Here is an 18,982-nt window from a genome sequence, read left to right on the forward strand (position 1 = left end):
TCAGGATGAACAAGTTATTTTACCGCCTAATTTTTAATGCTGCTCGCCAAATGGTGATGGTGGTTTCAGATATTACTCGCAGCCATCGTGCGGGTCCTGCGGGTTCGAGTGAAAATCACGTAGAGAAAGCAACAAGTTGCCGAGTGCGCTGGTCAATTAAACCGATAGTCACTTCTTTGTGGTTTACATTAGGCATGGTGAGCTTTAGCGTTTCGTCATCGACCATCGTTGCAGATGGTAAGGCTCCGGGTAACCAACAACCGACCATTGTTAATACGCAAAATGGTTTACCGCAAGTTAATATTCAAGCGCCTAACCGTGATGGCGTCTCTCGTAACCAATACAGCCAGTTCGATGTTGATCATAAAGGGGCGATCCTCAATAACAGCAGCACCAATACGAACACACAACTTGGTGGGATGATCCAAGGTAATGATTGGCTCGCTAAAGGGGAAGCCAAAATTATCCTCAATGAGGTAAATAGCCGTGACCCGAGTCAACTTAATGGTTTTATTGAAGTGGCAGGGAAAAAAGCGGATGTGATCATCGCCAACCCTGCGGGGATCACCTGTAACGGTTGTGGGTTTATCAATGCCGATAAAGCTTTGCTATCGGCGGGAAAAACTTTAATTGAAAACGGTAAAATCAAAGGATTTGAGGTCGATAAAGGCAGCATCAACATTCTTGGGAAAGGCTATAACGGCAATGGTACCAACTACACCGCGTTGATTGCCCGCTCAGTGAATATCAATGCGAAATTGCATGCCAAAGATTTAGCGATCACGACAGGGAAAAATACCGTGGCAGCGGATGGAACAACCATTCTTAAAACGGATAATTCCTCTGCCGATGATAAGCCTGAATTTGCTTTAGATGTTGCCGTATTAGGGGGGATGTACGCCAATACTATTAAAATGCGTGGGACAGAGCACGGTGTAGGCGTGCGTAATGCGGGGCATATTGGGGCACAAGCCGGGGATATTACCCTGTCAGCGGATGGGAAAGTAGGTAACTCTGGCGTGATCACCGCTAGCCAAAATATTGCCCTGACTAGCCAAGATGCTATCAATAATACCGGTACTATACTGGCGCAAAACGATATCCAGCTCAAAGCGAAACAGGCAATAACTAACACCGATAAAGGCCAAATCGTTGCAGGGCGTGATGCAGCAGTTCATGCAGAGCAAATTAACAGTGATCGTAGCGCTTTATTAGCGGCAGGGGTTGATAGCAAAGGTAAGCTGACCTCCGCGGGTTCATTAACAGTTAAAGGAGATAAATCGGTCGCATTACAAGGGGATATCCTAGCTAAAGACACATTAACGGCTACGGGTAGTACCTTAGATTTATCCCATTCCAATACTCAAGCAAAAAACATTGCACTGACGGCGACAGCAGCAGATATCCGTACTCAAGAAGCGCACTTACTGGCAACCAATAACGCGACATTGACCGCCAAACGAGGCATTGATAATCAAAAAGGGGAGATCGTTGCCAACCAACTAACCTTGTCAGCGCCAGAATTTATTGATAATCAACAAGGCAAACTGGTTCAAAAAGGTAATTCAAAAAATACGTTGAATACCAAGCTATTAAACAATCAGCAAGGGGAAATTAACCTTGCAGGTGATACTTCAATCACGACGCAGCAGTTAAATAACCAGTCTGGGCAGTTACTCAGCCGTGATGGCAAGGTTGATATTCAAAGCAAAAACCTGAGCAACCAACAAGGCACGATACTCGCATCCGGTAAACAAGGCCTGATCATCAAAACAGATACGCTTGATGGGCAGAAAGGGGAAATTCTGACCAGTGGTGCACTGGGGTTAACCGCAAAATCGGCCAATCTTGACCAAAGTACAACACAAGCAGAACACATTAATTTACAAGCAAATACGTTATCTCATCGTCAAGGCAATATGCTGCAGACGGGTGATAAAACGCTGAAACTCAATGTAGCTAATGGATTGGATAACAACCAAGGGAGTATTGCATCCAAAGGTGATCTGAATTTGCAAGCAGGGGCCGTTGACAACACGGATGGTAAAATCCTCACTAGCTCGAACCATCGTTTAGACCTAACATCTGCTGGTGAATTGAATAATACTCGTGGGGTTATTCAAACCGATAAGTACCTGATGATTAAAGCCGATAAGCTGATCAACCAGCAAGGTAAAATGAGCAGTTTATCCGGTGCTGCTTTATTAACGGCAAATCGTTTAGCAGGTGAAAAAGGGACTATTTATACGCAAAATGCATTGCGCATAGAAAGTGCCGATATCAATTTAAACCAAGGCTTCACGCAAGCAGGCCAAGTTTCTATTTTAGCCAACAACTTTACCCATCAGGGTGCCACCTTGTTGCAAACTGGGGAAGGTAAAACTGAGCTACATATTCAAAACCAATTTGATAACCAGAAAGGTGAAATTTCCAGTAATGGCCAAATTGATATTGTGGCAAACGGGCTAAACAACCAAGACGGCAAAATTATTGCGGCAAAATTAGGCCATTTGACGTTGGCTATTCAACAGGCGCTGAATAATACACAAGGGACATTATTAGGCAATCAAGGTATTCAGCTAGCAGCGGAACGCTTAATTAACCAATCCGGTAAAATTATTGCCAGCTTTGGTGATAACCAATTGACACTTAAGCAGTTGGATGGTGAAAAAGGGGAAATTCTCTCAAAAGGAAAACTGGCTTTAACGGGGGATGAACTTAATCTCAATGACGCGGTGACGCAGGCCGATAACATCCAAATTGAAGGACAAAACCTGTCTCATCAGCGTGGGAAAATGCTGCAAACGGGCAGTGAAAAAGGGCAAATCAAGCTTGCTCAAACCCTTGATAACCAGTCAGGGAATATTAGCAGCCAAGGCACACTAAGTCTTGATGTCAATACGCTTGCTAACCAGCAAGGTGTTGTGGTCGCGGCAAAAGTCGGGTCACTAATCCTAAATGCGAAGCAGAGCGTAGATAACACCCAAGGCACCTTATTTGCCGAACAAGATTTTACCCTTAACACACAGTCGTTCACCAATATTGACGGTAAAGCCATTAGTAAACAAGGGAATATGCTGCTGACCACTGAAGAATTGCAAGGTCAGCGTGGTGAAATCATTGCTCAAGGCGATTTATCACTAAGTGGTAAAGGCATTGACCTAACAGCTGCAAACACACAAGCACAGCACATCCAACTCACTGCGAACCGCTTAATTCATCAAAAAGGCACCATAACCCAATTAGGTGAACAACAGGGGGTCATTGAGGTATCCCAATATGTTAATAACAATGCTGGGGATATCAGTGGTAACGGCTCTTGGCTGATCAAAACTAATACCCTTGATAATCAACAAGGTAAAATATTCAGCGCAAGAATGGGGCAGCTTGATTTACAAATTCAACAAGTGCTGGATAACACGGGTGGAGCATTGACCGGCCGGCAGGGTGTATTTGTGGAAACCCAATCATTGATTAACCGCACAGGTAAAGTGATTGCGAGCATGGGGAATGTCACCTTAAATAGTCAATCACTAAACGGTGATGAAGGTGAAATACTGGCAGCGAACACCTTGAATATTGAAGGTGGAATGCTTTCGCTAAATCAGGCTGTCACCCAAGCAGATCATATTTTAATAACGGCAAATACCCTTGATCACCAAGGGGGTAAATTATTACAAACTGGCGATAAAGCCGGGAAAATTAATTTACAAGGGAAGCTGAATAACCAAGCGGGTGAAATAGGCAGTAATGGCGACTTTTCATTAACCGCCAATAGTCTTGATAATCGTGATGGACAAGTCATCACCGCAAAAAATGGTCAGTTAGACATTGATTTAACTCGTGAATTATTAAACCAAAGCGGGGCACTCATTGGTGAGAATGGGCTGAACATAACGGCAAGTGATATCGAAAACCAACAAGGAAAATTGGTTGCTCGCCATGGTGATGCAAAGCTGGATGTGGCTAATGGTATCAATAACCAAGCAGGGCTAATTGCTGCAGAACAATTGTTGCAGATGAGCAATCAAGCACTACAAAACCAGTTGGGTTACCTACAAGCCAATACCATTGATATTAATACCCATAACCAGCGGTTTGATAATACACAAGGCTCGTTGCTAGCTCTGCAAACATTGGTGTTAAACAGCGGTCAAATTGACAACCAGCAAGGCTCCATTCAATCCGGTAGTGACATGCTGATTGATACTCACGGTGAGCAGCTTAATAACACTCAAAGCGGTGACAATAAAGGCATTTATGCACAAGGCGGGTTAACCCTAACAACCGGTGAGCTCAATAATGAGCAAGGCCGACTTGTGGCGAAAAATACGCTTAAGCTGAACAGCCAAGGTGTTAACAACCAGCAAGGCTTGGTGGGCAGCCAGTCTGAACTCTCAATGACAACGCAACAATTGGATAACCGTGAAGGCGTGATTAAAGGCCGCTCTGTGAGTATTGACACACAGGGGCAGAAACTGACGAATCTTGCTAAAAAAGCCGGTCAAGGCATCTTTGCTAGCCAAAATCTAGCGATGACAGTTGGAGAGCTAATCAATCGCCAAGGGCAAATACAAGCGAACCAAATCTCCCTCGATAGTCAGAAAAAACGTGTTGATAATACGGAGGGGGAAATTCTTGCCGTCAATAATTTAACGGCAAACACGGGGGCACTGGATAACCAACAAGGTCGACTTCAAGCAGGAAAGCAGCTCACACTCAACACCCATGGCGAGCAGATAAACAATAGCTTTACGCAAAAAAATGGTGGTTTATTAAGTGGGGGCGGTTTATCGATTGACAGCGGAAAACTGCTTAACCAGCAGGGGCAAATTCAAAGCTCAGGAGCGGCATCACTCACCACGACAGGTATTGAGAACCAGAACGGACAAATTTTCGCTGGGCAGTCGATGGATATCAATACCCAGCAGCAGGCATTGCTAAATCAGCAAGGGACATTAGCGAGTAATGGCAAGCTTGAATTGATTACTGGGGATTTAAATAATACCCAAGGTGTGGCTCAAGGAAAACTTGGACTCACAGTGAATGCTGAGCAAATTGATAACCAAAAAGGGTTATTACTGAGCCAATCGGCGTTAAAAGTGACAGGAAAAAACCTCGATAATACTGAGGGGGTTGTTCAATCTCAGGGGAGTACAACGCTGGATATTCATCAACGGATTGATAACCAGCAAGGGCAAGTTTTGTCCGGTCAAAACCTGAACGTAAATACCCAACAACTCAATAATACGAGTGGTGTTATTCAAGGTCTCAATAATGTTGAACTGGTAGTCAAACAGCAAATTGAAAACCAGCAAGGCTGGATCAAAGCCAATGAAAACCTTGATATTTCTGCGGAGTCTATCGATAACAAAAATACAGCTCAAGCAGGTAAAGGCCTTGAAGGGGCAAATGTTAACCTCAGAACCACACATTTAGATAACCAAAGCGGGGCGGTTCGTGCAGGGCAAGCGATTGAAGCGAATATCGCACAAAGCCTGAATAACATACAAGGGATGCTATCTGCGGGAACGGATTTGAATGTAACCGATAAAGCGCAAGGTAAAGTCCTAGCAGTATCAAATCAGCAAGGGGTGATAGTCAGTAATGGCTCTGCCACGATCACGGCGAACCAGTTAACAGGTGAAGGTAAACTTATCGCGCAAAAAGCGTTATCGCTCACCTTCAATCAACTATTTGAAAATACGGGACGCATTCAGGCAGGTGAAAACCTAAAGGCTAATTTTGCTCAAGGTTTTACCAATAAAGGGTTAATTTCTAGTCTTGGCGAGCTGGTTTTAAACACAACGACCGTTATTAACCAACTTTCAGGTGAGATCAGTGGGCAAAGTACCCGTATAAAAGCCAGTGGTCAGGTACATAACACTGGGCTCATTGATGGCGTATTAACCCATATTGTTGCTAATTCCTTAAGTAACTTAGGAACAGGCCGCATTTATGGTGATTTCCTTGCCATCGCAGTAAATAGCTTAGTCAATGATAAACAAGGAGATAAAGCGGCGGTTATTGCTGGGCGTAAAGAGGCCAACCTTGCAGTTGGTGAACTGTTGAACCGTGATCACGCTTTAATTTACAGTGATGGTGATTTAACCATCGGTAGCCAATTAAACGACCAGCTAAAAGCCACCGGTCATGCTAAAAGCGTGAAAAACCACAGTGCTAACATTGAAGCGGCAGGTAACCTCACACTAAAAACGGATTTACTTGAAAATAAAGATATCCATTTACAACTGACTGATGAAGCCGTGGAAGTGAGCCGTGAACATTTCGACTGGTACGATTTTGGTAATGGGCGACGTTATAAAATTCAGCCGCGTAATGGCAACCAAACACGTTACGCTATTAATGAAGATGGTACGCTGAACAAGGAAGTGGGTATTCATTATGAAAAATCTAATCGCTGGCGGATGTTTGAGTATGGTAACTGGACTAAGAATTTTTATGAATACGATTACGACCGTATCATTTATGAAACCCAAGTTATCAAACGCGATGCCGCATTGATTACGAGTGGAAAGCACTTGACGATTGATGGTCAGCAGCTGAACAATGAAAATTCACGCGTTGTTGCGGGGCAAAACCTGATCTTAACAGGCTATGATCTCAACAACGAAGAAGCACAGGGTGTTCGCCGTATCTTTGAAGATGGAAATACGATTTATCGCTATAAAGGCGGTGGTAAATGGAAAACGCGTACTAGCACGTCAAAATACCAAGGGGTTAATAGCGAAGAAGATTTAGCCTTACATCTATTAGAGGTTGCCGAGAACGCGGGGGGATCAATAAAACTCAGCTCGATTCAGTGAAAGTGAACCAACTGGATGGGCAAGCCGAACGTGTTTCTGACGCTAATCAACAAGAAAACCAAGGTACAGCTGTTACTGAGCAGGCGTTAAAAGATAGCAAAAACACGCCATTAGACCTGAAGCCAGGCCAACAAATGGAAGTGGCGCAGTTACCTTCAATTTCAGACAAAGTGGATGTTAAAGACGACAAATCGGTTGACTCATCATTACACGTTGATGATGCCAACATCGGTAACGGAGCTGACATTCAAGGGCAAACTGATGTAGGCAAAGGGGAAAATATCACTGCGGAGACAGGGCCTCAGGGGAAAGACAACCTCGATACCGTGATAAGAACCGTTGGGCCAAACACTCAATTACCCGACAATAGTCTGTTTAACTTAACACCGGGTAGTGATAGCCAATTTTTGATTGAAACCGACCCGCGTTTCACTAACTACAAGAAATGGTTGTCGAGTATTGATATTGTCACCAATGAGCAGCTCCATAAGCGTTTGGGGGATGGTTACTATGAGCAACGTTTAGTTCGTGATCAACTGATTGAAACCACAGGACAGCGCTTATTAGGCAACTACAATAGTGATGAAGAGCAATATCGCGCGCTGCTAACTAACGGTGTTGCGTTTGGTAAGCAATTTAACCTGACTCCGGGCATTGCATTATCACCAGAGCAAATGGCGAACTTAACCACAGACATCGTGTGGATGGTGAATAAAGAAGTCACACTGCCGGATGGCCGCGTTGAAATGGTTAGTGTTCCGCAAGTGTATGTCCGAGCCCGTCAAGGGGACTTAAACGGTAATGGTGCATTGTTAGCGGGGCGTAATGTTTCCGCCAACATGACCGGTAATATCCTTAATAGCGGTGAAATCAGTAGCCGTGAACTGACCGATTTACGTGCTGAAAATATCGAAAATAGTGGGCGCATTCAAGGTAAAGATGTACAACTTGATACCCTAAAAGATATTAAGAATATCGGTGGGGAAATTCGTGGATTAGACAGCGTTTCTCTTTCAGCAGGTCGCGATATTCTCAGTGAAACTGCGCAGCGTGGAGATGGCCAATCACAATGGCTCGATCGTCCTGCCAGTATTTATGTCACAGGTGATAATGGCCAGCTTACCTTAAAAGCGGTACAAGATATCAACTTGATCGCCACAGATGTCGGCAATTTAGGCGTTGATGGCAAAACTTCCATTATTGCGGGACGCGATATTAGTTTAGAAACTCGTGATGTCAGCTCGGCATTTGATTACACGCATAATTCAAGTAATTACTATCGTGGGGCTAATAGCACTGAAGTCGGCACGCAAATCCAAACTAAAGGGGATTTAACCTTATCGGCTGGGCAAGATCTTTCCGCTCGTGCAACGACTGTGACCAGCGGTGGAGAGCTGGCGATCAATGTTGGACGTGACATCAATATTTCCTCTGGTATTGAAACTAGTGACTATGCGAAACACACAAAAAGCACGGATAAAGGCTTTTTATCAAGCACGACAAAAGAAACTCATGATGAGGTGAACGAACGTACCGCTATCAGTAGTACGTTTAGCGGCGATAGTGTGAAAGTGACCGCAGGGAACAACGTCAATATCGAAGGGAGTAATTTACTTGGAACCAACGATGTCAATGTTACCGCTGGAAATCAGTTAAATGTGACCACTTCTGATGAAGCGTCCCATGAAACACATATGTCGAAAACAACCAAGTCAGGCCTGATGAGCACTGGCGGCATTGGTTTCACGGTTGGTTCAAATTCACAAAAAGTGACCACCGATACGGATAGTAACCAGAAAAAAGGCAGTGTGATTGGGAGTACGGCAGGCGATGTGACATTGACCGCAGGTGGTACAGCAAGCATTCATGGTAGTGATGTGATCGCGGCGAAAGATATCAATGTGATCGGTAGTGATGTGAATATTACGGCGGCTGAAAATAGCCGTACCGATATCACCACAGTGGAAACCAAATCCAGTGGGTTGACGGTTTCCCTCGGCGGTGCAGCGGGCAGCATGTTAGATGGAATGGCGCAGACCGCGAAATCGGCAAAACAAGAAGATGATGGACAATTAGCGGCCCTTAAAGGGATGAAGGCAGGTCTACAAGGCGTTCAGGCTCAACAAGCGGGTGAGCTAGCAGGTTTGAAAGAAGGCGGCAGTGTAGCAGATGCCTTTGGCGTTAATGTGTCATATGGCAGCAGTTCGTCTAAATCGACCACCAAAACCGAGCAGCATACGGCGTCAGGTAGTAGTTTAAGTGCGGGGGATAACATCACCCTTACTGCGACGGGTAAAAAAGAGGGTAGCCAAGGGGATCTGACAGTACAAGGTAGCCAACTGGATGCGGATAAAAACGTCACGTTAACCGCCAAAAATGATATCAACCTGACCAGTGCCACCAACACGCAAAAAGTGGATGGGAAAAACGAAAGTAAAGGCGGCTCAATCGGTGCGGGTATCAGTACGGGCGGTTGGAATGTCAATGCGAGTGTGAATAAAGGCAGCGGCTTTGAAAAAGGTGACAGCCAGTTCTACACCGATACGGAAGTGAATGCAGGCAAACAACTGACCCTCAACAGCGGCAAAGATACCACGCTGACAGGCGCACACGCGAGTGGGGAAACTGTTAAAGCCAATGTGGGCGGCGATTTAACTTTATCGAGCCAACAAGTTACTGATAAGTATGACTCAAAGCAACAGGGCGGCAGTTTAAGCGGCAGTATTGGAACAGGCTTAAATACCACCGCTTCAGTGAATGTTAATAAAACCGAGATGCACAGCGATTATCAATCGGTGGATAAACAAACGGGTATTAATGCAGGCAAAGGCGGTTTTGATATCACCGTCGGTAATCATACGCAACTCGATGGAGCGGTGATTAGCAGCACTGCGGACGCTGAAAAGAACAAGTTGGATACGGGCACGCTGGGCTTTGGGGATATCAAAAATAAAGCTGAATACAAGGTGGATAGCCAAAGTGGCGGCTTTAGCACAGGGGGTTCTCCATTTGCAGACCAGCTTGCGGGTAATGCCGCAGGCTCCTTGTTGACCAATGTGAATAACAAAGGGAAAGACAGCAATACGACACACTCAGCGGTGTCAGAAGGCGAGATTACAATTCGAGATAAGGGTAATCAGAAACAAGATATCAACGAGTTAAGCCGTGATACAGATAATGCCCATGAGAAGCTCAATACGATTTTTGATAAAGAAAAAGAGCAAAAACGGATAGAAAAAACACAGTTAGTGGGCGAATTAGGTAAGCAGATTACTGATATAGCGGTGACGAATGAGACGATTAAAGCTACGAAGGATGTAGATAGAGAGCACCCTGAGTTGAGTGGCAAGGAAAGAGAAGATGCTATTCAAGCTCAAGTTAACAAATCTGAATGGGGTGTCGGAGGGGATAATCGCCGTATAGTCGAGTCAGGCACCGCTTTGATTCAAGGGCTTATCAGTGGAGATGTGAATAAAGCGGTGGCGAATGCGAGTGCGCCGTACATTGCGAATGAAATCGCCAAAAATATTCCAGAGAAGAACAAAGAAGGACGCATCATTGCCCACGGTATTGCGAATGTTGCATTAGCGCTGGCAAAAGGTGAAAATGCAGGGGCACAATCGCTCGGTGCAATGACAGCGGAAGCGGTTGGAATGTTATCTGAGAAACTGTATAACAAACCAGCTAGCCAACTGACGGAAGACGAAAAAGCGACAGTCAGTGCATTTGCGAGTCTGGCAGCGGGTATTGCAGGCGGTTTAGTGGGTGGAGATACCTCGAGTGCAGGGAATGCAGCCCAAGCAGGGAAGACGACGGTTGAGAATAACTATCTCACGGGGGATGAAGCTCGCCAATTAGATAAAGATCTCGCTGCATGTAAAGCAGAAGGTAGAGATTGCCGTCCAGTTCTTCAAGAATATATTGATATCAGCAATAAAAATAGCCAAGAATTGATTGAAGCCTGTACTGGTGGTGGAGTCTCTTGTGTCTCATGGGAAGAGATGATCATTGGATATACTAATGTAGCCAATGATGAACATCCTTTACAGATACGACTTGATGAGAAGCTTAAAGACCCAGAAGCTGCCGCATTAGTTAATTACCTCAATGGCACTGATTTAAAATTTTTAAAAGATAATATTACGGAAGGCGATAGAGTATTAGATATCGTGATGACTCCAACATCATGGCCTGTCATGGTTCTGGGAACAAAAAATATACTCACGAATAGTGTGACCAAAGGCAAGGAGCAGTTAATTGCGGTTGGTGTTTCAGGTGTAGCAAATGCAGGCATTCAATATGGGTTTACTGGTGAAGTTAAGCTTTCTGATGTTATTGGTGCAGGTGTTATTGGATCAATCACTGCTGGGAAGGGATATAACCCAACGGTAACATGGAATGCTTTAGGTGGATATTATCAAGCTGAAATTAAAGGCGATGATCCTTTCATAGGAGCTTTATTAAGTAAAGCAGGGGCATCTGTAGGTTATGCATCTGGAAATATAATCAAGATTCCATTTGATAAAAAACTGAACCCAATATCTAAACAATATGAGTGGGAACCAACAGGAGTATGGACTATTACAAAGCCTGTTCCACAAAATCCATTACCATCAGTTGTTGGTAATGTGGGTGACTCTGTAGCTTCTGGGGCATTCAATGAAGGAATGAATGAAGCATTAAAAGATAGGAAGGAAAAACAATGATAAACAATAAACTCAGATCTATTATTGCTTTGTTTTATCTATGTGGCAGTCTTTTTATCGTATTATTCATGATAGCGGCACTTTTTGGGGTATTTGGTTATTGGGTTGGCGGTGGGGATAATATTTTTTCATTTTTTACCAGCAAATTGTTTACTTATTTAAAAGTGGGTTTAGTTGGGGGGGGGATAGGTATACCTTTATGGTTTTTTTATTATCGTAAAATATGAGTAAGTTTAGCTAAAAAGCAATGACGCTTATTGTTGTTGAGAATAACTTATTCGGTGGAAATGAAATAACTCACACCCAATACGTACAAGCTCACGGGAAAGATGTGATGTCCTGTGCCGATAACCCTGATTCAGAATCCTGTCGTCGAGGAATGGCAATGAACAAGGCTTATGCGATGGCTTTGGGAAGTGGCGGAATAATTTACTTGCCGGGTGGCATGCAAATGACAGCAGTTATAGGCGGAACCTCAAATGCAGGTATTCAGTATGTATTGACTGGTAATATCAATCCAGAAGATGTTCTTCTTGCTTCCTATGTCGGCGGATTTACAGCTAACACAGGTTTAGTTGGAACCGTGGGAATCAATGGATTAGGTGGTGCCACTTCAAGTTTATTGAAAGATGAGGATCCATTACAAGGCGGATTAACATCAGGGCTTAGTTCTGGGGTTGGCTATGGAGCTGGTAAGTTAATTAAGCTAGGTGCTAACAAATGGGGATATTGGGTCTCCGATGGTTTTGACCCTAAATATAATCCGAAGCTACAAGGTGGCGCAAATAAAGGACAATTAGGTTTATCAAAAGATCTATCGCCTGCTACATTGCCAGGAATCGGGGGGAATATAGGTTCATCTTTAACGACTGAAGCTACTAATAGTAAAGTTCAAGAAACCATTAAAAAAGAACAGGAAAATAACAATGAAGTACAAAAAAAGTAAGGGACTTTTTTTTCTTTTTTTAACTTCAATGTGGGTCATTGCAATTTTTGTTTTAGGGATCTTTGCATTTTTGTTTGCTGAAAGTTATGCATGGTTATTTATGAATACTGAACTAATGTTTTCATTTGAGTATGTAAAAAAAGCAGGCAACCTAGCATTGATGCTAGGCCCAATGCTAGGTGTGATAACCTACTTTATGTATAATAAATAGTCAAGATAGCTAACCTCACTCCTCTGCCAACCGGATAATCAACTGTCCGGCTTGACGAGTGAGGGTATAGTGTCTGCCCACCTCAAGCCCCATCTCTTTCAACCACTTACCGCTTAAAGTGAGTTGCGGGCTGGGGTTGGGTTTACCTCGGTTCGGGGCGTAAACCACTGTATACTGTCTGGTTTTGACCACTTCCAATTAATTACTCTTTGATGTCCACCGTTTAGCATCATGCATATGTAAGATGCTGTTGATCACGGTCTCAATCGCTTCTCTCTCTTTCTCATCGAGTTGTGAAATCGCTTCAAACTGTCGCTTATTAATACAGGCAAAGGCGGTTTTGATATCACCGTCGGTAATCATACGCAACTCGATGGGGCGGTGATTAGCAGCACTGCGGACGCTGAAAAGAACAAGTTGGATACGGGCACGCTGGGCTTTGGGGATATCAAAAATAAAGCTGAATACAAGGTGGATAGCCAAAGTGGCGGCTTTAGCACAGGGGGTTCTCCATTTGCAGACCAGCTTGCGGGTAATGCCGCAGGCTCCTTGTTGACCAATGTGAATAACAAAGGGAAAGACAGCAATACGACACACTCAGCGGTGTCAGAAGGCGAGATTACAATTCGAGATAAGGGTAATCAGAAACAAGATATCAACGAGTTAAGCCGTGATACAGATAATGCCCATGAGAAGCTCAATACGATTTTTGATAAAGAAAAAGAGCAAAAACGGATAGAAAAAACACAGTTAGTGGGCGAATTAGGTAAGCAGATTACTGATATAGCGGTGACGAATGAGACGATTAAAGCTACGAAGGATGTAGATAGAGAGCACCCTGAGTTGAGTGGCAAGGAAAGAGAAGATGCTATTCAAGCTCAAGTTAACAAATCTGAATGGGGTGTCGGAGGGGATAATCGCCGTATAGTCGAGTCAGGCACCGCTTTGATTCAAGGGCTTATCAGTGGAGATGTGAATAAAGCGGTAGCGAATGCGAGTGCGCCGTATATTGCGAACTACATCGGTCAACATATCGAAGATGATAAAGGGAAAATAGCCGCACACGGTATTGCGAATGTTGCATTAGCGCTGGCAAAAGGTGAAAATGCAGGTGCACAATCGCTCGGTGCAATGACAGCGGAAGCGGTTGGAATGCTGTCAAAAGAACTGTATAAGAAAGATGTGAGCCAACTGACGGAAGACGAAAAAGCGACAGTCAGTGCATTTGCGAGTCTGGCAGCGGGTATTGCAGGCGGTTTAGTGGGTGGAGATACCTCGAGTGCAGGGAATGCAGCCCAAGCCAGTAAGACGACGGTTGAGAATAACCATTTAAGCCCTGAAAAGACGAAAGCTAGGAGTGAAGAGTTTGCGAAATGCAACGGTGATAGTAGTTGCCGTGCTGAGGTTAGAGACACTTATCGAAAAGAATACGATAAGGTTCAAGAGCAAATCAATAACTGTAGTAGTCCAGACCAATGTGTTGCTGTCGCGAAAGAGTTGAAAGAGTGGCAAAAAATCTACTCAGAGCGAGCGAAAGAGCTACAAGATAAAGCTCATAATAATGGTGGTATTGGAGCCCTCACTGATGCTGAACAGAAAGAGTGGGCTGAGATTAGAGGCACACTTCCGAATTTAGAAGGTTCTCGCAATTTAGCTATTTATCGTGCTGAGTTATTAGGTGGCTCAGAAGAAACCACAAAAGAGCGCGATTTAGCGATGGCTGCGGCAGGGATCGGCGCTGGCGCAGGAAGCGGAAAAGGTGATAAGGGTAATTCTAAGCAACCAGCAAATGAACAAAAAAACAGTTCAAATAAAGGCAATACAAATACACAGCCTAATAAAGAGAATATTAATTCTTCTGCTTTAACTGGAATTACTCAAAAACAACTAGATAAAAAATTTAAGCATGCGATTGATTTTGGTATAACAACAACAAAGAAAAACCCTGATACCCTTCGTCAATATGAAAATGCAATTAACAATCATATGGCTGATAAGGTTACTACACCTAAGGGGACTTATGGCTTTGTAAAAGATTCTAAAGTTTACTTTAATTCAAATACAAATAATGCTGTTGTGTTGGATAGCACTGGTAATTTCGTCACAGGTTTTAAGCTTACACCAGGAACACCTCAGTATGATAATTATATGAAAAATGGAGTATTACGATGAGTTATATGTTGTTGGAGTTTACAAAATCATATGCTGAAGGCAGAGTAAAACCTGAAACTTTCAGTGAAGCTTATATTGAGCTTTATCGGCTAGAAAGAGACCATAATTTATTGTTAAAAGATAATGATAAATTAAGTGAGTGCCTTTCCAGTATTTTTTGTATAGCAGATCTTTACAACCCTGAGTCAGACAAAGAAGAGTACGAATTAAATGATGAAGACCTTCTCATTCAAGTAAATGTAGAATTAGATAAATTAAATGACTAAATCTCGTTTTAAGTAATTATGAAAGAGATCCCTGTTCCACACTGGGATCTCCTTAGCAATTTTACTCCCTCTCTGCCAACCGGGTAGTCAGCTGTCCGGCTTGGCGAGTGAGGGTGTAGTGACTGCCTACCTCAAACCCCAACTCATTCAGCCACTTACCGCTTAAGGTGAGTTGCGGGCTGGGGTTGGGTTTACCTCGGTTGGGGGCGTAACCCACTGTATACTGTCTGGTTTTTACCACTTCTTCTTTAGCCGTCAGTGTTTTTACATTACAATCGCGCTTAGCCATGGTGACTACTCCTGTTAGTTGCTGTGGTTAGCGGTTAAATCGAGTTGCACCTCGTTTTAGCCGCGCTAAAATCTAGTTAATTACTTTTTGTTGTCCAACGCTTCGCATCATGTATATGTGAGATGCTGTTAATCACGGTCTCAATCGCTTCTCTCTCTTTCTCGTCTAGCTGTGAAATCGCGTCAAACTGTCGCTTATTAATGCAGGCAAAGGCGGTTTTGATATCACCGTCGGTAATCATACGCAACTCGATGGGGCGGTGATTAGCAGCACTGCGGACGCTGAAAAGAACAAGTTGGATACGGGCACGCTGGGCTTTGGGGATATCAAAAATAAAGCTGAATACAAGGTGGATAGCCAAAGTGGCGGCTTTAGCACAGGGGGTTCTCCATTTGCAGACCAGCTTGCGGGTAATGCCGCAGGCTCCTTGCTGACCAATGTGAATAACAAAGGCAAAGACAGCAATACGACACACTCAGCGGTGTCAGAAGGCGAGATTAGAATTCGAGATAAGGATAATCAGAAACAAGATATCAACGAGTTAAGCCGTGATACAGATAATGCCCATGAGAAGCTCAATACGATTTTTGATAAAGAGAAAGAGCAAAAACGGATAGAAAAAACACAGTTAGTGGGCGAATTAGGTAAGCAGATTACTGATATAGCGGTGACGAATGAGACGATTAAAGCTACGAAGGATGTAGATAGAGAGCACCCTGAGTTGAGTGGCAAGGAAAGAGAAGATGCTATTCAAGCTCAAGTTAACAAATCTGAATGGGGTGTCGGAGGGGATAATCGCCGTATAGTCGAGTCAGGCACCGCTTTGATTCAAGGGCTTATCAGTGGAGATGTGAATAAAGCGGTGGCGAATGCGAGTGCGCCGTACATTGCGAATGAAATCGCCAAAAATATTCCAGAGAAGAACAAAGAAGGACGCATCATTGCCCACGGTATTGCGAATGTTGCATTAGCGCTGGCAAAAGGTGAAAATGCAGGGGCACAATCGCTCGGAGCAATGACAGCGGAAGCGGTTGGAATGTTATCTGAGAAACTGTATAACAAACCAGCTAGCCAGCTGACGGAAGATGAAAAAGCGACAGTCAGTGCATTTGCGAGTCTGGCAGCGGGTATTGCAGGCGGTTTAGTGGGTGGAGATACCTCGAGTGCAGGGAATGCAGCCCAAGCAGGGAAGACGACGGTTGAGAATAATGCACTGAGTCTGCCACATGGACTGGCTGATTATGGACAATCGGCGTTCACACTCGCCGAGTCAATGGAAAAGAAAGGGTATAGCATCCATGATGTTAATGCTGCTCTAAATGACTTTGCGAAAGGTGATCACCCAGAAGGACAAGATCCTGCAAGAGGCTTCCTTGAAGCATGGGGGAATATGGTCGGTATTCCATTAGACGTATTTTGGTCTAATGAGCAAATGACCCCAGAGAAAGCTGCCGAAATATTAAGTGGCTCACCTCCAACAACAACAGCTAAGGCATTACAATTTACAGCGGCAAAAGCTTATTTGGCATTTGCGAAAAGCGGCAAAGAAATGCCAAGTTGGGATGCAGGAAAAGGTGAGTATAGCTTTAAAGATGCAGGGAAAGTAACAGATGTTAAGCATCCAAATAATCAGTTTGATGGTAAAACTGTATATGATGCCAGCGGCTCCGTATATGAAGGTGGCGTATGGAAACCGAAAGTAACAAATGGCTCTCAAAATGCAATAGATAAAGATCAACTGGCTAACCCTATCACTCAGTCTCGTATAAATATTCAAAATGGTAATGCAAAAGCTGGATGGGAACATTTAGTTAAGCGCCATTTTTCTGGTAAGCCTAATGCTAGCCAATTTACGATTAGTCAATCAGAAGTTAAATCATTGCTTCAAAATCCTGATGTTACAAAGGTTCCGATTAGTAAGATACAAACATCAGATAATAAAGCAACTGGGCAGAAAGAGATATTGTACCAAAGGGTAGTTACGTTAGATAAACCTATTGGAATTGATAAGTTTAGCAATAAACCCACAAATACAATGACTATTCTTACCGACAAGCATGGAAATTTAGTAACAGCTACACCTGGAGTGATCGATTAAACATGAAGAATGAAAATAATGATGAATTGATAAAGTTTAAAGAAATAGAAAAAAATATTATTTTTCCATTTCTAGCTAATGAGTTTACGCATATTGATTCCGCAAATATTCTATATCAAGGAATTGATCAGTATGTTGAAATCTACGGATATTTAATAAATAAAAAGTATGTCATTGAATTTGATCTTTCAACTATAGACCATTCTATTAGTAAAAATGAAATATTGACAGTAGAAGACTATGAAGCAAGTTTAAGAGGAAAAGGTAGAGCTAAAAGGGATGCTCGCGATTTTTTAAGGCGATTAATGAGCAGCTAAGATAGAGATCCCTATCCATATAGGGTCGGGATCTTCCTTAACGATCTCACTCCCCCTCAGCCAACCGGATAACCAACTGTCCGGCTTGGCGAGTGAGGGTATAGTGGCTACCTACCTCAAAGCCCATCTCTTTCAGCCACTTACCGCTTAAAGTGAGTTGTGGGCTGGGGTTGGGTTTACCTCGGTTCGGGGCGTAACCCACTGTATACTGTCTGGTTTTGACCACTTCTTCTTTAGCCGTCGGTATTTTTACACAACAATCGCGCTTAGCCATGGTGACTACCTCGTATAGTTGTTGTGGTTAGCGACTGTTGTGAGGTGTGAACTCATAATTGCCATGCGTTCTATCTCAACGTTTTATGCTGTTAGATCTCGTTGAGATCCGTTAGACATATTTCAGTCATAATCTAAATAAAAAATTTAAAGGTTTTATTAAGTGTAGAGAGTCTGGTTTACTGTTAATTATAAATATCTTTATATTTCACCAAATAATGTGATTACTATAACGCTTGAAATACAAGTTAAAAAATAAATGTATAATAAATCAGTTATATATAATTATAGTTTCTTTAAGTCAATATAAATATTGATAGCAGTTGAAAGCTATTTTAATCATTTGTTTTAAATCATATTTACATGCATTTTATGATGGGTAATAAGTTAATTCATTGATTTTAAATAATAATAAAATTCCCAATAATATTGATCAACTAATGGATAAGAAGTGATATATTATCGAGTATATTGTTTTTGTATGTTGGTTTAGGAAAAGATCACAAAAGGTAGCATATGATGCCGAATATTTTATCATTAGATAGTGATAATTTCTCGAGTACACTTTACCCCCTAGAGCAAGATGAGCAACAAACTGTAGTTGTTTATTTTTCGGCATCGTGGTGTTTGCCTTGTAAAAATATGAAACCTATTTTCATTAAACTTTCTGAGTATTTTCAACAAAGTAACATCATTTTTGGCATTGTTGATATTGCTCAATCGCCCACTTTAGCTCCTCGATATGGTATAAAATCAGTGCCGACAATTGCGGTTTTCCAAGATACTCGGTTAATCGATATTATTGCAGGAGAAGTACCATTTAATAGGGCATTAATGGTATTGGAGAAAACGCTCGGTAAGCGTTAATATTCAGCGA

Annotated in this window: 13 protein-coding genes and 2 pseudogenes; 10 read left to right on the forward strand and 5 right to left on the reverse strand. The window is 43.0% G+C overall.

Features of this window, described 5'->3' with window-relative positions; genetic code table 11:
- Positions 1–5 precede the first annotated feature (5 nt).
- From M1E86_RS04245 to M1E86_RS04265, 5 genes are read left to right on the forward strand one after another with little or no spacing between them, the layout of a single operon-like run.
- Positions 6–6,827, forward strand: a complete 6,822-nt coding sequence (locus M1E86_RS04245) for a filamentous hemagglutinin N-terminal domain-containing protein (RefSeq protein WP_426099262.1) — start codon at positions 6–8, stop codon at positions 6,825–6,827.
- Complete coding sequence (locus tag M1E86_RS04250; protein ID WP_426099263.1) at positions 6,824–11,533, forward strand: hemagglutinin repeat-containing protein; 4,710 nt, start codon at positions 6,824–6,826, stop codon at positions 11,531–11,533. Before M1E86_RS04245 ends, M1E86_RS04250 begins: the two co-directional genes overlap by 4 nt.
- Entirely contained in the window at positions 11,530–11,760 is a 231-nt protein-coding gene (locus M1E86_RS04255; RefSeq protein ID WP_319863458.1) for a hypothetical protein, read from the forward strand. Before M1E86_RS04250 ends, M1E86_RS04255 begins: the two co-directional genes overlap by 4 nt.
- A 20-nt stretch (positions 11,761–11,780) precedes the next feature.
- On the forward strand, positions 11,781–12,479 hold the full coding sequence (locus M1E86_RS04260; RefSeq protein WP_319863457.1) for a hypothetical protein: 699 nt from the start codon (positions 11,781–11,783) through the stop codon (positions 12,477–12,479).
- A complete protein-coding gene (locus M1E86_RS04265) occupies positions 12,460–12,690 on the forward strand; it encodes a hypothetical protein (protein ID WP_196724419.1) in 231 nt (76 codons plus the stop codon). The genes M1E86_RS04260 and M1E86_RS04265 overlap by 20 nt, the downstream gene beginning before the upstream one ends.
- A gap of 15 nt (positions 12,691–12,705) precedes the next feature.
- Here M1E86_RS04265 and M1E86_RS04270 read toward each other — a convergent pair whose 3' ends face one another.
- Positions 12,706–12,882, reverse strand: a complete 177-nt coding sequence (locus M1E86_RS04270) for a SymE family type I addiction module toxin (RefSeq protein WP_413776248.1) — start codon at positions 12,880–12,882, stop codon at positions 12,706–12,708.
- Between the two features lie 6 nt (positions 12,883–12,888).
- Positions 12,889–13,008 (reverse strand): annotated as a pseudogene (locus tag M1E86_RS04275) (helix-turn-helix domain-containing protein); the annotation flags it as partial.
- A gap of 63 nt (positions 13,009–13,071) precedes the next feature.
- Here M1E86_RS04275 and M1E86_RS04280 point away from each other — a divergent pair.
- Together M1E86_RS04280 and M1E86_RS04285 are read left to right on the forward strand one after the other, a co-directional pair.
- Positions 13,072–14,862, forward strand: a complete 1,791-nt coding sequence (locus M1E86_RS04280) for a VENN motif pre-toxin domain-containing protein (RefSeq protein ID WP_319863455.1) — start codon at positions 13,072–13,074, stop codon at positions 14,860–14,862.
- On the forward strand, positions 14,859–15,128 hold the full coding sequence (locus M1E86_RS04285; protein WP_285315907.1) for a colicin immunity domain-containing protein: 270 nt from the start codon (positions 14,859–14,861) through the stop codon (positions 15,126–15,128). Before M1E86_RS04280 ends, M1E86_RS04285 begins: the two co-directional genes overlap by 4 nt.
- A gap of 61 nt (positions 15,129–15,189) precedes the next feature.
- Here the strand turns inward: M1E86_RS04285 and M1E86_RS04290 are convergent, their stop codons facing one another.
- Together M1E86_RS04290 and M1E86_RS04295 are read right to left on the reverse strand one after the other, a co-directional pair.
- Positions 15,190–15,417, reverse strand: a complete 228-nt coding sequence (locus tag M1E86_RS04290) for a SymE family type I addiction module toxin (RefSeq protein WP_285315905.1) — start codon at positions 15,415–15,417, stop codon at positions 15,190–15,192.
- 76 nt (positions 15,418–15,493) lie between these two features.
- Positions 15,494–15,613, reverse strand: a pseudogene (locus tag M1E86_RS04295) (helix-turn-helix domain-containing protein); the annotation flags it as partial.
- 63 nt (positions 15,614–15,676) lie between these two features.
- On the opposite strand from M1E86_RS04295, the gene M1E86_RS04300 reads away from it, so the two are divergent.
- Complete coding sequence (locus M1E86_RS04300) at positions 15,677–17,515, forward strand: VENN motif pre-toxin domain-containing protein (protein ID WP_319863453.1); 1,839 nt, start codon at positions 15,677–15,679, stop codon at positions 17,513–17,515.
- A gap of 2 nt (positions 17,516–17,517) precedes the next feature.
- Positions 17,518–17,832 carry a hypothetical protein gene (locus M1E86_RS04305; protein WP_036942875.1) on the forward strand — a complete coding sequence of 105 codons (315 nt, stop codon included), beginning with the start codon at positions 17,518–17,520 and terminating at the stop codon, positions 17,830–17,832.
- Between the two features lie 46 nt (positions 17,833–17,878).
- Here M1E86_RS04305 and M1E86_RS04310 read toward each other — a convergent pair whose 3' ends face one another.
- Complete coding sequence (locus M1E86_RS04310; RefSeq protein WP_319863449.1) at positions 17,879–18,106, reverse strand: SymE family type I addiction module toxin; 228 nt, start codon at positions 18,104–18,106, stop codon at positions 17,879–17,881.
- A 515-nt stretch (positions 18,107–18,621) separates the two neighbouring features.
- On the opposite strand from M1E86_RS04310, the gene M1E86_RS04315 reads away from it, so the two are divergent.
- Entirely contained in the window at positions 18,622–18,972 is a 351-nt protein-coding gene (locus M1E86_RS04315; protein ID WP_319863447.1) for a thioredoxin family protein, read from the forward strand.
- Positions 18,973–18,982: the final 10 nt, after the last annotated feature.

It is taken from the genome of Providencia sp. PROV200 (genome assembly GCF_049901995.1).
Lineage (GTDB): Bacteria > Pseudomonadota > Gammaproteobacteria > Enterobacterales > Enterobacteriaceae > Providencia > Providencia rettgeri_E.